The following is a 16,003-nucleotide window of genomic DNA, read 5'->3' as shown; positions in this document are numbered from 1 at the left end:
ACTTTGTAGCCCCGACAGGAATCGAACCTGTATCTAAAGTTTAGGAAACTTCTATTCTATCCATTGAACTACGGGGCCAATTATCTTTTATACGCCTTTGAAACCATCCTGTTAACTTCCTCTGTAGCCGAAACTCCTATTCTATCCCCGTCCGAACGGCGTTCTGCCGGGCGGGCATTGAACTACGGGGCCAAAGATTTAATTGGGTTGCAAAAGTAACAGTTTTAGTGATTATCTTTCCTTTTCAAATGGAAACATTATGAAAAAAATGCGGTGACCAACCGTGTGGATGGAGTTAAACAAATTTATTTCTGTGACCCTGATGGTTATTGGCTCGAGATCAACGATGCCAAAGATTAAACCCCGATGATCGACGCAACCTCATATTTCTTTATCTTTCCCGTTCCCCTTCCTTATCTTTGCACCCCTAAAGTGTGCGTATGAAGTTCTACACTCTGATCATCAAATACAGGCTGCCCCTGGGTTTTTTAGCGCTGGCATTGGCTGTTGTGGTAAATTTTTATTCAGGATTTTGGCCCGCATTTGCCTTATATTTTATTGCGCTGGTAGCCATAGTGAGCCATTTCCTCTTTGGCCCCATGCGTTTGATACAGGGATATATGGAAGAAGGGGACATTGACGGTGCACAGAAAATACTGGATTCCATCCGTTTTCCCAACCTGCTCATCAAACCCGTTCGCAGTGTATACTATTTTTTGAAATCGAACCTGGCCATGTTCAAACAGGATTTTGATGGAGCTGAAACCATGATGAAAAAAAGCCTGAGCCTGGGCATGCCCATGAAGGAAACCGAAGGAGCGGCTTATTTCCAGTTGGGTACCATAGCCATGCAAAAAAGCAATATGAGACAGGCGGAAGAATACATCCGAAAAGCCATCCGGGTTGGATTGCCCGACAAAGAAAATACGGCTGCCGCCTACCTGCAAATGTGCCAGATATTTATCAATAAAAGAGAATTCCGCGCCGCCAAGGATTATTTTCGCCGGGCAAAAGAGCTTAAGCCCACAACATCGCAGGTGGTAGACCAGATCAAACAAATTGAAAAATACATCAGCAGGATACCCGGATAACACAAACCGGTTCCGTTGTTTGGTAAAAACGTATAAGAAAGCCGCAAACAGTAATGATGCGGCTTTTTTGCGGAAAAACAGTTTTACTTTAGGGAATTATTATGAGTTATGGCATGTTAGCGCTCCTAAAGTGGCTCGTGCTATTCAATTGGTACAACGGCTGAAGTGTTCAACTCAACCAGGTAAATTTATCGCAAACAGGTATCTCCGCCAATACTACAAAGCGGTTATATACAATAAGTTCAGTATTAGTAAACCTTTGAAACGGAACATTTATTCATTCATTAACTTTGGCTCATGTCATTTGTAAAAGAAAAACTGCACATAAAGTTCAGGGAAGAATACAATAAGCTGAACGAACAGCAACGCAAGGCTGTGGATACGATAGAGGGTGCCGTTTTGGTAGATGCAGGACCGGGAACAGGTAAAACGCAGGTGCTGGCACTGCGTATAGCCAATATTTTAAGACAAACAGATATCAATCCCAATAATATACTCTGTTTAACCTATACCGACAATGGTGCCGTGGAAATGCGCAACCGCCTTCTGCGTATCATTGGCAGCGCTGCATACGGTATCCGCATACACACTTTTCATTCTTTTTGTAATGAGGTGATACAGGACAATCTCACATATTTCGGCAAACTCAACCTTTCTCCCATAGGTGATCTTGAAGAAATAGACCTGTTTTACCGGCTAATAGATTCTATTCCCGCAGACAATAAATTGAAGCGTTTTCGCGGGGATATTTATTATGAAAAGGACAGGCTGAGATCATTGTTCAGCCTGATGAAGAAAGAAGCGTGGACGCCGGAATATCTGAATGAAAGAATTGATGCTTATATAAAGGAGCTGCCCGTTAAGGAAGGTTTTTTTTATAAGAAGAAATACAAAGAATTCAATGCTAACGACCCCAGGCCGGCAGCCATTGCCGATGAAACGGAAAAAATGGAGATCCTGCGGGCCGCGGCAAACCTCTATCCGCAATACAATGAGATGATGACGGCTGCCGGGCGGTATAATTTTGATGACATGATATTGTGGGTGCTGAACGCGTTTAAGAAAAACAATGATCTTTTGCTCGACTACCAGGAGCGTTTTTTGTATTTCCTGGTAGACGAGTTCCAGGATACGAGCCGTTCCCAAAACTTATTGCTTCAAAAACTTACAGGCTATTGGGAGGTTCCCAATCTCTTTGTGGTAGGAGACCCCGACCAGGGCATTTTTTCCTTCCAGGATGCAAATGTTGAAAATATCAGGGCATTTGAAGAACGGCACAAAAATCATCTCACTACAATTGAACTGGTTAACAACTATCGCTCTGCTGCTCCCATATTAAATGCCGCAAATAAGCTTATTCTTTACAACACCGGCCGGCTTAAGAAAGATGACAGTCCCCTCCTTTCATCTAATCCTGCAATAAAAGATATTGCGGCAGAACCCATCCTTGTTGAATATGCAAACACCGGTCAGGAAGGCATTGACGTTACCATACAAATAGAAAAGCTTTTGCAACATGGGGTAAAAGGAAAAGAAATAGCAGTGATCTACCGTAACCATGCACAGGTAGAAACGATTGCTTCCATGCTTGAAGGAAAACAGATACCGGTGAACGCGAAGAAGAAGGTTGATATACTGGAACTGCCTTTTATTCAAAACCTGTTGTTGATATTACAGTGGGTCGAAAGGGAAAAGTACATTCCTTATAGTGCTGATGATATCTTATTCCTGCTTCTGCACAGCAGTTTCTTTACGCTGCACCCGCTTGAGATCGCAAAGCTGACCATTGCGGTGAATGCAAAAAATAAGGCAACCAAAGAAGATGTGTTTTCATTACGCCGCATGATGGCCGAAACAGCGCTGCCCAAAGCCGATCTGTTTAACCAGCCTAACGGACAATCTGTAAGAGAGATCAGCGATACGCTCGAAGCCCTGCTGAAAGCTTCGCAAAACAGTACAGTGCAGCAATTGCTGGAGATGGTCATTCAAAAAGCCGGGGTGCTTTCCTGTGTTATGCAAAGCCCCGAAAAGCCCTGGCTGATGCAGGTGTTGAACGCGTTGTTCGATCATTTGAAAGAGGAGAGCCATCGAAATCCCGGTATAAGTTTGAAGGAGTGGTTAGATAATATAGAGAAGATGAAGGCTAACCGGCTTCCCATACCATTATACAAAATTACCGCAAACGATGAAGGTGTGAATATGGTAACTGCCCACGGCGCCAAAGGATCGGAGTATGCGCATGTGTTTGTGATTGGCTGCACACAAAAAATCTGGGACGACAACAACAGGCAGGGTAACAGGTTGTACAAAATGCCGGACAACCTTGTAAGCAACAGCGTGGCACCACCCGGGATCGAAGAAAGCAGGCGTTTGTTTTATGTGGCACTCACCCGCGCCAAAACGCACTTACATATATCGTATGCGGTAAAAGATGAAAAAGATAAGGAGCAAACCAGGAGCACTTTTATTACAGAATTACTCGAAGCCGGCTCATTGCAGCTTATCAGCAAAGCTGTGCCCGATATTGTAATGGCAGGTTATTTGCAGCAACGCTTTAAAGAAAAGGCAAAGCCCGAGATCGAACTGGTAGAGGCGGCCTATATTGACGAGATCATGAAGCGCTATACCATGAGCGTTACCCATCTCAACAATTATCTGAATTGTCCCCTGAAGTTTTATTACCAGAATCTTATACGCGTACCGGCAGCCAAAAATGAGAACATGGCCTTCGGAAGCGCTATCCATTGGGCGATTGAGCGGCTTTTTATAAAGATGAAAGAGAATGGTAATGTATTTCTTCCCAAAGAAGATTTACTTGCGGATTTTTACTGGTATATGAAAAACAACCGGGAAGCTTTTACACCCGAAGCTTTTAAATTGAAAACAGCTTATGGTGAAAAAATTTTACCTGCTTATTACGATCACTATATTGATAAATGGAATAAGATCATTGTAGTAGAAAAACCCGTACGGAATGTTACAGTTCAGCATGTACCGGTAAACGGCAAGCTCGATAAACTGGAATTCAATGGCAGGCTGGTAAATGTAGTGGATTATAAAACCGGGAAATATGAAAATGCCAGAAAGAAGCTGGTGCGGCCAAATGAAAAAGAACCCAACGGCGGCGATTACTGGCGACAGGCAGTTTTTTATAAGATCTTGATGGACAATGATAAAACGCACGACTGGAAAGTGATAAGCACCGAGTTTGACTTTATTGAACCGGTTGGTGAAGTATACAAAACCGAACTGGTAGAAGTAACTGAGGCTGACATTACAACGGTAACGCAGCAAATTGTTGCTACCTGGCAGAAAATACAGAACCGGGAGTTCAAAACCGGCTGCGGAAAGCCCGACTGCGACTGGTGCAATTTTGTAAAAACCAATGATCTTGCCGTGGCGCTTCATACACTGGAAGCGGAAGATGGTGGTGAAGAGTGAGTAGTGAGTAGTGAGTAGTGAATAGTGAAAGATGAATGGTGAAAGGGAGAAGCTGTGTCAACTGATAACCCATAGCTCAAGGCTCGTAGCCCATAGCTGCAGTAACGTGAGTAGTGAATTGTGAAAAGTGGGATGTGAAAGAGTGTGGATGTCAAAGCCTATCGTAAGTAATTTTTATCTTACACCCTTATCTGACGGCTCATGGCTGACTGCTGAAAGCTCATATTTTAAGTCATTATTAATAAAACAATAGCCGGCAATAGCCGCAAACCTGCTAAGTTTGCAGATTGGAAAGGCATAAGCAAACATCAATGAAGAAAGTTCTCTCTGCCGTTATTGTTACAGTGCTCTTTTATAAGCTGCTTGTATTTACATCGGGTTGCGCCCAGATCATACCACCTACCGGCGGACCAAGGGATTCGCTTCCGCCCGTAATGCTTGGCGCCCTGCCCAAAGATTCAACGCTTCATTTTACAGGCAATAAAATAACCCTCACTTTTGATGAATATGTTCAGTTAGACAGGTTGGAAGAACAATTGATCATTTCTCCTGTGCCCAAAGTATCTCCGCTCATTGAAGCCAGGTTGAAAGAGGTTACCATTCGCATAAGAGACACCCTGGAAGAAAACACGACCTATAGCATCAATTTTGGAAAATCGCTGAAAGATATTAATGAAGGCAACCCTGCACCGCAGTTCACTTACATCTTTTCTACCGGCAGCTATATTGACAGCAGTACCCTGTCGGGAAAGGTAGTTATAGCTGAAACCGGCCGGGTCGACAGTACACTGATCGTAATGCTTCACCGCCATTTCGAAGATTCAGTGGTATCAAAGGAAAAGCCGAGGTATTTTACACGGTTAGACAGTTCGGGCCGTTTTATTTTCAATAATATTGCTCCCGGCCGCTATAATATTTTTGCTTTGAAGGACCAGGGCGGACAAAAAATGTATATGCGTGGCAGCGACCTGTTTGCCTTTTACGATAGTACATTAACCATTGACGATAATAATATACACCCGGTATTGTATGCTTTTGCAGAAGAACCCGAAGTACAAAAGCCGGGGGGCACAAGAGCCGGGGCTACTACAAAAGCAGCTCCTGCAAAAAAAGAAAAAAAGCTCAGCTACAGTACCAGTCTCGAAAGCAACCAGCAGGACCTGCTGGGTGACCTCACACTTACTTTCAGTGAACCGCTGCAATCATTCGACAGCACCAAATTTCATTTTACCGATACCCTGTTCACACCTGTAAGCGGCTATAGCCTTAAGGCGGATTCTTTAAATAAATCTTTTACCCTTACCTATCCCTGGAAGGAAGAACAGGACTTTTTGCTGGTATTGGAAAAAGATATAGCCAGAGACTCTTCCGGCACGGAACTGGCAAAGGCAGACACCGTACGGTTCAAAACCAAAAAGAGCAGCGATTACGGCAGTTTAAAATTACGGCTGCAGAACCTGGATACTGCCCATCATATTGTATTGATTTTTTATAAGGCCGATAAAATAGAAAGATCGCAGCCTGTAGCCGGCAGGGAAGTAAATTTTGCATTGTTCCACCCCGGTGATTATGAGATCCGCATTCTGTACGACCGCAATAGCAACGGTAAATGGGATACCGGTAATTACTGGGAGAAGCTCCAGCCGGAGAAAATCGTTTCCGACGGAGAAAAATATACAGTGCGGCCAAACTGGGATAATGAAATCACTATTGAACTTCCACCACATCCCCCCGGTGACGTGCTAACCGAATAAAGACACCTGTACCCTGTGCCTGCAACCTGTACCCTGCACCCTGTAACTTATTATATCTTTGCCTCATGCAAATTTCTTCTTCCTTACTTGAAAATGCAGTCAACGAATTTGCCCGTTTGCCCGGTATCGGCAAAAAAACGGCGCTGCGGTTGGTATTACATCTCATTAAGCAAAGTCCCGAAGCGGTTCAGCAGTTCAGCGATACTATTAACCGGATGAAAAAAGAAGTGCTGTTTTGTACGGTTTGCCATAATATTTCCGATAGCAGCATTTGTAATATCTGCGGTAATCCTTCCCGCAAAAAAGAGATCATTTGCGTGGTGGAAACCATACGCGATGTTATTGCCCTGGAAAGTACCCGGCAATACAACGGACTATATCATGTTTTGGGTGGTATTATTTCACCGCTGGATGGTGTTGGACCCGACCAGTTGCATATTGAAACACTTTTGGAGCGTATACAAAGCGGCGGTGTGGAAGAAGTGATCTTTGCGCTTAGCCCCAATATACAGGGCGACACCACTATTTACTATATACAGAAGAAAATTGAACCTTTCAAAGTAAGGGTTACTACCATTGCCCGGGGTATTTCGTTTGGCGGTGAGCTGGAATATGCCGATGAGCTTACGCTGGGCAGGAGCTTGCAAAACCGGATGCCGGTAGAAAAGTACGTCTCGCACTAATACTTTTTATTTTCAGCATACTGTTGTACATTTGCGCCCACATTCAGGCCGATTTGTTTATTGTTCAGCCTGGTTAAAAACTGAACTAATAAACGATAAGAAACTCCCGCTACGGTTTCCCAACGTTTTAAAGTTTAGTACAATTTTTTTGATACCGGCTGCATTGCTGCTATGTATCTCCTGTTGCGTCGCACACTTCAGCGCCTGCAACTATGGTGAGCATAATGCAATGCATGTATAAAAAGCACAGGAGGGAAAAATATGAGCGATATAAGAACCGCATTGCAACAGCGCATCCTGGTGATAGACGGCGCTATGGGCACCATGATACAACAGCATAAGCTCACAGAAGCCGATTATCGTGGCGAACGGTTTAAAGACTGGCCCTCCGATGTAAAAGGCAATAATGATCTGCTTAGCATCACACAGCCGCAGATCATTACCGAAATCCATAAGCAGTATTTAGCCGCCGGTGCCGATATTATTGAAACCAATACCTTCAGCAGCACGGCAATAGCCCAGGCCGATTATGACATGCAATCGCTGGCCTACGAATTGAATGTGGCTGCAGTACAATGTGCTAAAGAAGCGGTACGGCTATCGGGCAAAGAAGCCTGGGTAGCTGGCGCTATAGGCCCGTTGAATAAAACCCTCAGCCTGTCTCCGGATGTAAACAACCCCGGCTTCAGGGCGGTAACGTTCGACCAGGTGGTGGCCGCATATTACGAGCAGGTAAAAGGTTTGGCTGATGGAGGCGTTGATATACTATTGGTTGAAACCATTTTTGATACGCTCAATGCCAAGGCTGCCATTTATGCTATAAAGCAATTTTACCACGATCATCCGCAGTTACAACCTGCGGAGATCATGATCAGCGGTACCATTACCGATGCTTCGGGACGTACACTCAGTGGACAAACCTTAGAGGCTTTTTATACTTCGGTAATGCATGCAAATCCGCTCAGTGTAGGGCTGAATTGCGCGCTGGGTGCAAAGGAAATGCGGTCACACATAGAAGAGTTGTCGCAGATAGCATTCTGTTATGTTTCGGCATATCCCAATGCCGGTCTGCCCAACGCTATGGGAGAATATGATGAAGCGCCGCACGAAACGGCGCATTTCCTGGAAGAATGGGCAGAGAAAGGATTTGTGAACATAGTGGGCGGCTGTTGCGGTACCACGCCAGGGCATATTAAGCATATAGCGGATAGCGTAAGAGCATTAAAGCCCAGAGTGCTGCCGGTGGTGGAGGAGGAGTTAATTTGAAAATGAGGCAATTTGAAAATTTGAAAATGGAGGGAAATGTGAAAGTGTGGAAATGGATTTGGGCGCTTAATGAGGAAGAAACGATCAGGGTACTATAAATAAGCTAACCAAGAACAAAGTATATGAAAACACCGGGATCAATCGCTGTTACGGACAATGACATTGTGCAGAAAATTTATGTGGTGCGTGGTAGTAAAGTAATGCTGGATAAAGATCTGGCAGAAATGTATGGAGTTCCTACTTCACGGCTAAATGAAGCGGTTAAAAGAAATATTCTGCGATTCCCTGAAGATTTTATGTTTCAACTTACTGAAAATGAGTTTAAAAACTTGATATCGCAAAATGCGATATCAAGTTGGGGAGGAACCCGGAAAATGCCTCGTGCATTTACGGAGCATGGTGTAGCGATGCTTTCATCTGTCCTGAGGTCTGAGCAGGCTATTCAAGTAAATATCCGGATTGTACGGGTATATACAAGAATGCGGCAACTTATACTGGACAATAAAGACCTCTGGATGAAAATGGAAAAAATAGAGCAGGCGCTGGCGAAGAAAGATGAGGAAGTACAGGCTATTTTTAAAGTATTGAAAAATTTACTGGTAGGGGAAGAAAAACCAAGACAGCCAATTGGTTTTAAGATCCCTGGTAATAAATAAAAGTAAGGAAAGCACCAGGCCTGGGTCCGCAATTTGCGACCCCGGGCTGGCAATGAAAGCTAAAGCTCACGACTGTCCGCTCATGGCAGATCGTACAAAGCCAAAAGCCGATAGCTTAAAGCCCCCAGCTAACAGCAAAACAAACAATGATGTCTGAACCTGTAGTTATAAAACCGTATCTCCGTTTGTCGGGACTGGAACCCCTGGTGCTTCGCCCGGAAACCAATTTTGTTAATGTGGGTGAGCGCACCAATGTTACCGGCTCCAAAAAATTCGCCCGTTTGGTGCGGGAAGGTAAGTATGAAGAAGCCCTGAGCGTTGCCCGGCAGCAGGTGGAGAACGGCGCCCAGGTGCTGGATGTGAACATGGATGACGCCATGCTGGAGGGCGTAAAGGCCATGACTACCTTTCTTAACCTGCTGCAAAGCGAGCCCGATATCGCTAAGATCCCCGTCATGATTGATTCTTCCAAGTTTGAGATCATTGAAGCGGGCTTAAAATGCGTGCAGGGAAAGTGTATTGTTAACTCCATTTCCATGAAGGAAGGAGAAGAGAAATTCATCCGCCAGGCGGAAATATGCAAGATGTTCGGCGCTGCGGTCATTGTAATGGCTTTTGATGAGCAGGGACAGGCAGATACCAAAGAAAGAAAGGTACAGATAAGCCATAAGGCATATGAAATACTTACGCAAAAAGTAGGATACGACCCGCAGGACATCATCTTTGACCCTAACATTTTTGCCATCGCCACCGGCATTGAAGAGCACAATAACTACGCGGTTGATTTTGTTGAGGCTACAAAAGAAATAAAGCGCCTGATGCCGCTTACCAAAGTGAGCGGTGGCGTAAGCAATGTATCCTTTTCTTTTCGTGGTAACGATCATGTAAGGGAAGCTATGCATGCCGTTTTTTTATACCATGCCATTAAGGCCGGTATGGATATGGGTATTGTAAATGCCGGGCAACTGGTAGTGTATGATGAGATAGATCCCCATTTGCGGCAGTTATGCGAAGACGTGATACTGAACCGCAACAATGATAACAATGAAGCCACCGAAAAACTGATCGCTTTTGCCGAAACGGTGAAAGCAAAAGGAAAAGAAGTGGTGAAGGATAATGCCTGGCGCAATGGCTCTGTTGAGGAGCGGCTTACCCATTCGCTGGTGAACGGCATTACCGATTTTATTGATATTGATACGGAAGAAGCCCGCCTGAAGTATCCCCGCCCTTTGGATGTTATTGAAGGTCCGCTGATGGATGGCATGAACGTAGTAGGCGACTTATTTGGTGCGGGTAAAATGTTTTTGCCTCAGGTGGTGAAATCGGCGAGAGTGATGAAAAAGTCGGTGGCCATACTTACGCCTTATATAGAAGCCGAAAAATCGGAAGTATCGGATGCGCCAACCATTTTGCTGGCTACGGTTAAGGGAGATGTGCACGACATCGGTAAAAATATAGTAGGGGTGGTTTTGGGCTGCAACGGCTATAATATTAAAGACCTTGGCGTAATGGTGCCTACGGATAAAATTTTGGATGAAGCAGTGAAGTGCGGCGCTGCCATGGTTGGCGTGAGCGGCTTAATTACACCATCGCTCGATGAAATGGTGCATGTGGCGCATGAAATGAAACGCCGCGGCATGAACCTGCCGTTGCTGATTGGCGGAGCTACTACTTCGCGTATGCACACCGCAGTTAAAATAGCGCCCCAGTACGACAATGGTGTGGTGCATGTGCTGGATGCCAGCAGGAGCGTAACGGTGGCAGGCGCATTGCTGAATGAACAAAAAGAAAATTTCCTCAAAAATATTCATGCGGAATACCAGAAACTCAAGACCGATTTCGAAAATAAAAAGCCCGTAAAGCAATACATTTCCTACGAGGCTGCGCAGGACAATAAAGTAAAAGTTGATTGGGAAAACTATGTTGCTTCCGTGCCTTCTTTTACCGGTACAAAAATATTTGCAGAGTATGATCTCAGTGAAATACGGCAGTATATAGACTGGAAGCCGTTTTTTATAGCATGGGAACTGCATGGCAATTTCCCGCAAATATTAACCGATGAAAAAGTAGGCGTGGAAGCTACAAAATTGTACAACGATGCCAATGCCCTGCTGGATCAGGTTATTGGCGAAAAAGGACTTGTGGCCCAGGGAGTAATAGGCTTCTGGCAGGCCAATACCACTGAGCCCGATACCATTGAAGTAAAAAACGGTGAATTACCGGTATACCTGGAGTCCCTGCGACAGCAAATAAAAAAAGCGCCCGGGCAGCCTAACCTGTCACTGGCAGATTTTATTGCTCCGCAAACTACCGGCGTGCAGGACTATATCGGTGCTTTTTCGGTTACCATAAAAGGAATAGAACCTTATATCAAAAAATTTGAAGCGGAGCATGATGACTATAATAAAATAACCATGCAGGCCTTGTGCGACCGCCTGGTGGAAGCCTTTGCCGAATGTTTGCACCAGCGCACAAGAAAAGAGTTCTGGGGTTATGTAAAAGACGAAGCGTTGACCAATGAAGACCTGATCAAAGAAAAATACCAGGGCATACGGCCGGCGCCCGGCTATCCAGCCTGTCCGGATCACTTAGAAAAATATAAGTTGTTTAGCCTGCTGGGAGGCGAAGAGGCAACGGGCATCCGGCTTACGGAATCCTTGGCCATGTATCCTGCCTCATCGGTATGCGGCTGGTATTTCAGTAATCCGCAGAGCCAGTATTTTGGCGTGGGAAAGATACAACCTGATCAGTTTGATGATTATGTAAAACGAAGCGGTTTTAGTGAAGAAGAAATGCAAAGATGGCTGAGACCGGTGCTGGAATGAACAGAGGGTTTCCAACCTTTTGGAAGCCTGGAAACCCCGCTGTATGTGTTTTTTTAAACCTCCGCTGTATGAAGTCTCCGGACTTCGTACCCGCTATGTTTTTGGGAGACGCTGTCTCCCAGTTTCTTTTCACTGGTCCAGTTCAGGAAGTAAAGGATCAGTTTTCCGGGACGAAGTCCCGGGAGAACATAAACTATACGAAGTGGGACACTTCGTATAGCAGTTATACGAAATCGGAGACTGCGTATAGCAGTTGTCAATGTAATTTCAGGAAAAACCTTACTCCATGCACTCAAAAGGGGATTTGCACAAACGTAAACATCCACTTCACGGGATTCTGCCAGTCATTTCCTTTAAAACTTCCAACCGGAGCTTTGATCAGCACATCGTTCCAGCCCTGCTTTAAAAAGATTTTTGCCGGGGTTCGGTATTCATATCCTTCATCAATCAAAGGAATTTCGGCATTGCCTTTTTGTCCGCCACGTGCCCATTGTGGCGCCGCGATCAATTGTCCATTTACCCATACCGCACTGCCTTTGTTGTCCCATGCACCAACCGGCGGTGAATCGGTAGCAGGTGAGCGGGAAAGATTGTTGAAACCAATCCAAAAATGCTGCACGGTATCCAAAGGGCTCCACACTTTAGTTTTTGCATACCATGTGGTATTTTCTTTGGCGCTGTCAAGCATGCCTTTGATTTTTGGCGCCCACCAGTGACGCAACACAATTGTTCCTCCAACTCCACTAAAAAGAGGCCGGGTTTCTGATGTGTTAAAGGTTTTAAGTTCAGGAGCAAATTGTTTTGCAAAGTCTCCGCCATTATCATAAGGACCATAAAAATCCCAGTCCATATATGTTTGTCGTACGTACGGGAAAGGCTTACCGGAAAAATATTGCTGCTTATGATCCAGCAGGCGGTTTTCAAACTCATGAAAATTCAGGTTTTTATTTTCTTTGTCTATCACCGCAGTCCACCCATCCACACCTCCGCCTTTCCAGCTTCGCTCTGCAAACGCAAGTATACCAGGATAAACAGCATTCATTTTTAAAATATCGGTCCAGCTTCCAACTGCCCTGTCGTGCCACGTGCAAAGTGTACCACCAGGGGTTGTCTTATCCCCTTTTTCTTTATTGCCAATTTTTCGGTAAAAAATGGTGACGGGGGTTTCCAGCGGATCAAAATGATTAAGATACAAATGCCTTGAGTCAATATACTGAATATCTTTTCCCGGAGAAAGATAGGTACTGTCATCCATCCACAATTGTCGGATGGTATGGCTTGAAAAATTACCACCGGGTTGCCAGCCGATAACTTTTTTTCCCATGCTTTCGAGCAAGGCCGTCATTTCGGGAATAAAATTTTTGTTGATGATCTTTACTTCATCAGCGCCAATATGGATGTAAGGCACATCGTAGGTTTTGCAAAATTCTTTCAGAATGTTTTTTACATAGATCATCCCCGTACCGGTTTGCATATCTGTTTTCATTGCTCTTTTAAACGCCGCGCTGTGGCCGGGCATATCAATTTCCGGAACAAAGCTGATGTAGCGTTCTTTACAATATTGGATCAATTCTTTAATGTCAGATTCAGTATAGTACATGCCTTTGTTTCGCAGCATGTGCTCCGGCGCAGTGAGTTGAGGATATTGTTTAATGGCAATACGCCATGCAATATCTTCGGTTGGATGAAAATGAAAAACATTGAGCTTATACCGGCTCATCACATCAATTTGTTCCTTCAGCAAATCAACCGGCATATAATTTCTACCCACATCAATCATATAGCCACGCCACCAAAATGCCGGCCAGTCAACAATGCTGCATGCATCAATCATGCTGCCATCACGCATCAACTGCATTAATGTTTGCAGTCCGTTAAAAATTCCGTGGGTTGTATTGGCCCGGATGCTTACTTTTTTTTCATCAACATTCAGATCATAGGCTTCATTTGCATATTGCGGAGTTTCAATCCTGGCTAACTTCAATTCAATAAAGGGTTCAATGCTTCTCCCCTGGCTTGTAATGTTGGCCGCTATTCCCTTGCTTTGCAAAAATGTCTTCAGCTTCTCTGCCTCCTGTTGCAATGCACTGCCGGAGATCACAATGGTTTTGCATTTAAACAACGGGAAAAGGCCTTTCTTCCAGGTGATGGATTGCGGTTCCGGAATGAGTGCAGGTTTTTTCCCAAGGTCATTTGCATAAGCATATAGCAAATGCTTCCAAAGCAAATATCCCCCGCCTGTGAGATGAAGCCCATCATTGCTGTATTCCTTTTTCAGTTTGCCGTGCTCATCACAAAAGTCCGGATATAAATCTATAAAACTGTAACGGTAATTGCGGGCGCTGTCTTTGAGGTGTGTATTCACCTGTTTGATTTCTTTTTCCTTACTGGTATGCCCGGTAAACATGTTGTATGCATCGCTCACCGGCAAAATGCTTTGTATATACAATCTTGTTGCAGGCGACTGCAGCCGCAGATAAGCCGCGATCAGTAAAATGTTTTTTACAACGCTGTCTGGTTTTATCTTCCTGGCCAGGTCATTCACCCCGATCATCAAAAATACCTTTTCGGGTTTCCTGTTTGCTATTTCATCTATCCGGTGTATGACCCCTGCGCTGATATCGCCGCTGATGCCGCGGTTCTTCATTTTGCTGTTGTCAAACAATTCATTCCATTCGTTTCCATCCGTGATGCTGTTACCCACGAAAAGTATGTCGTTTTTTGTTTGCGGCAGTGAGCGGAAGAGTGAGTACTGCTGGTGATAATAAGTGGAAAACAGGGAGTCGTGGTAAACCGGCAATGTAGTTTGTGCCGGCACCATATTGCTAAAAAGAAGAAAGAATAAAAGCAAACGTAGCATGCTGAATATTGAAACTTGATATTAAAATAAAAGGCTCTTTAAATGTTGGTTAGCCCCGGATACCTATCAGTAACAACTGTCAATACGATCAAATGTATAAAAAAGATGCAAGGTTGCACCTGCTACCTGTTAGCCGGGTAAATATAGGCTGCGGTATCCCGTAATCGAAACAGGTGAAAATGATTATCCCGGTGAAATACTTTTTTGTTTTGGCTATAGCAATAGTCTTTGTATCCATACGGTATTTGTAAAGGATAATGACGCCAAAGATTTATCTGTCTTCTCCGGTAGAAGTAATATTCAGGGCAATGCTGCCTTCATATAGACAGGAATATGTAAACGCTTTCATGGCAGAGTACATGGTGATCCGGTTAACCTCCCTAAATTCGCATAGTACACATTTTGAAGGTTCGTTGACAGTAACCTTGGGGTAACACCCAATTTTTCAGCATTTTTTACCGGCTCAAAATTGAAAAAGACAGCGCCGGGTAAGTTGCCGGAGCATTTATTTTCCTTTAAACTTGGAACGCTTTTGCGGGAACAAATGATCCTGCCGGGGCCAAACCATTGAAAATGAAATGTAGATCATTCCTTATTCCCGTTCTTATTGTTTCGTTGCTTTCCTGCCGGCAGCAGGAAAGCGGGTGGCAGGTATCAAGAGGAAACGCTGAAAGCAATTGTTATTCGCCCCTGGATCAGGTCAATATCAATAATGTAAAAGATCTGGAGGTTGCATGGACTTATCATACCGGTGATTCCGGGGCGGCGATACAGTGCAATCCTATTGTTGTAGATGGTGTAATGTATGTAACCTCACCCGCATTGAAAGTGATTGCTCTTAAAGCCTCCGACGGTGCCATGTTGTGGACATTCGATCCTTTTAAAGAAGGCAATCCTTATGATGTGAACAGGGGCGTAACTTACTGGCAACGCGGAGAGGATAAGCGGATCCTTTTTACCGCCGGCCATAATTTGTATGCTTTAAATGCCCAAACCGGGCAAATGATCCCAACTTTTGGTAAGAAGGGAACTGTGGATCTGAGGGAGGGGCTGGATCGCGATCCCGATGACCTGTTCGTTACGGTTACCTCACCCGGAATTGTTTTTGATGACCTGTTGATATTAGGTTCACGGACTACCGAGGCGGAAGGCGCCGCACCGGGGCATGTGAGGGCCTTTAATGTGCTAACAGGTAAAGAAGCCTGGGTATTCCATACCATACCGCAACCCGGAGAATTTGGATACGACACATGGGAAAAAGATACCTGGAAAAATGTGGGAGGCGCTAATACCTGGTCTGGTTTTAGTTTGGATGAAAAGCGCGGGATGGTTTTTTTTGGAACAGGCTCCTGTACTCCCGATTTCTTTGGTGGCGGTCGTAAAGGGCAGAACTTGTTTGCCAACTCGGTAATAGCCCTGAACGCAGC

Annotated in this window: 9 protein-coding genes and 1 tRNA gene; 8 read left to right on the top strand and 2 right to left on the bottom strand. The window is 44.7% G+C overall.

What is annotated here, in order from left to right; all coding sequences use genetic code 11:
* Window positions 1-6: 6 nt before the first annotated feature.
* Window positions 7-78: transfer RNA gene (locus PLH26_RS12210), tRNA-Arg, on the bottom strand.
* A 362-nt stretch (window positions 79-440) separates the two neighbouring features.
* Here PLH26_RS12210 and PLH26_RS12205 point away from each other — a divergent pair.
* From PLH26_RS12205 to metH, 7 genes are all read left to right on the top strand, one after another.
* A complete protein-coding gene (locus tag PLH26_RS12205; RefSeq protein WP_324586301.1) occupies window positions 441-1,091 on the top strand; it encodes a tetratricopeptide repeat protein in 651 nt (216 codons plus the stop codon).
* A 297-nt stretch (window positions 1,092-1,388) separates the two neighbouring features.
* Entirely contained in the window at window positions 1,389-4,532 is a 3,144-nt protein-coding gene (locus PLH26_RS12200) for an ATP-dependent helicase (protein ID WP_324586300.1), read from the top strand.
* Between the two features lie 311 nt (window positions 4,533-4,843).
* Window positions 4,844-6,286 (top strand): Ig-like domain-containing domain, encoded by a 1,443-nt coding sequence (locus PLH26_RS12195; protein WP_324586299.1) that lies wholly within the window; start codon window positions 4,844-4,846, stop codon window positions 6,284-6,286.
* Window positions 6,287-6,351: 65 nt separating this feature from the next.
* Window positions 6,352-6,969: a recombination mediator RecR gene (recR, locus tag PLH26_RS12190; RefSeq protein ID WP_324586298.1), complete on the top strand. Its 618-nt coding sequence runs from the start codon at window positions 6,352-6,354 to the stop codon at window positions 6,967-6,969.
* 261 nt (window positions 6,970-7,230) lie between these two features.
* Window positions 7,231-8,235: a homocysteine S-methyltransferase family protein gene (locus PLH26_RS12185; protein WP_324586297.1), complete on the top strand. Its 1,005-nt coding sequence runs from the start codon at window positions 7,231-7,233 to the stop codon at window positions 8,233-8,235.
* A gap of 122 nt (window positions 8,236-8,357) precedes the next feature.
* Entirely contained in the window at window positions 8,358-8,891 is a 534-nt protein-coding gene (locus PLH26_RS12180) for an ORF6N domain-containing protein (RefSeq protein WP_324586296.1), read from the top strand.
* A 146-nt stretch (window positions 8,892-9,037) separates the two neighbouring features.
* A complete protein-coding gene (gene metH, locus PLH26_RS12175; protein WP_502876386.1) occupies window positions 9,038-11,716 on the top strand; it encodes a methionine synthase in 2,679 nt (892 codons plus the stop codon).
* A 292-nt stretch (window positions 11,717-12,008) separates the two neighbouring features.
* Here the strand turns inward: metH and PLH26_RS12170 are convergent, their stop codons facing one another.
* On the bottom strand, window positions 12,009-14,576 hold the full coding sequence (locus PLH26_RS12170; protein ID WP_324586295.1) for a family 20 glycosylhydrolase: 2,568 nt from the start codon (window positions 14,574-14,576) through the stop codon (window positions 12,009-12,011).
* Between the two features lie 573 nt (window positions 14,577-15,149).
* Here PLH26_RS12170 and PLH26_RS12165 point away from each other — a divergent pair.
* A partial coding sequence (locus PLH26_RS12165; RefSeq protein WP_324586294.1) for an outer membrane protein assembly factor BamB family protein occupies window positions 15,150-16,003 on the top strand: 854 nt, incomplete at its 3' end.

Source organism: Agriterribacter sp., from assembly GCF_035444585.1.
In the GTDB taxonomy this organism is placed as follows: Bacteria; Bacteroidota; Bacteroidia; order Chitinophagales; family Chitinophagaceae; genus Agriterribacter.
This window is presented reverse-complemented; position numbering and strand designations above follow the sequence as displayed.

What these genes read in the sequence shown, in the direction of transcription:
- PLH26_RS12180 (WP_324586296.1), top strand. Translation starts at nt 8,358, where the DNA reads ATGAAAACACCGGGATCAATCGCTGTTACGGACAATGACATTGTGCAG.
- PLH26_RS12195 (WP_324586299.1), top strand. Translation starts at nt 4,844, where the DNA reads ATGAAGAAAGTTCTCTCTGCCGTTATTGTTACAGTGCTCTTTTATAAG.
- PLH26_RS12185 (WP_324586297.1), top strand. Translation starts at nt 7,231, where the DNA reads ATGAGCGATATAAGAACCGCATTGCAACAGCGCATCCTGGTGATAGAC.
- recR (WP_324586298.1), top strand. Translation starts at nt 6,352, where the DNA reads ATGCAAATTTCTTCTTCCTTACTTGAAAATGCAGTCAACGAATTTGCC.
- PLH26_RS12170 (WP_324586295.1), bottom strand. Translation starts at nt 14,576, where the DNA reads ATGCTACGTTTGCTTTTATTCTTTCTTCTTTTTAGCAATATGGTGCCG.
- PLH26_RS12205 (WP_324586301.1), top strand. Translation starts at nt 441, where the DNA reads ATGAAGTTCTACACTCTGATCATCAAATACAGGCTGCCCCTGGGTTTT.
- metH (WP_502876386.1), top strand. Translation starts at nt 9,038, where the DNA reads ATGATGTCTGAACCTGTAGTTATAAAACCGTATCTCCGTTTGTCGGGA.
- PLH26_RS12200 (WP_324586300.1), top strand. Translation starts at nt 1,389, where the DNA reads ATGTCATTTGTAAAAGAAAAACTGCACATAAAGTTCAGGGAAGAATAC.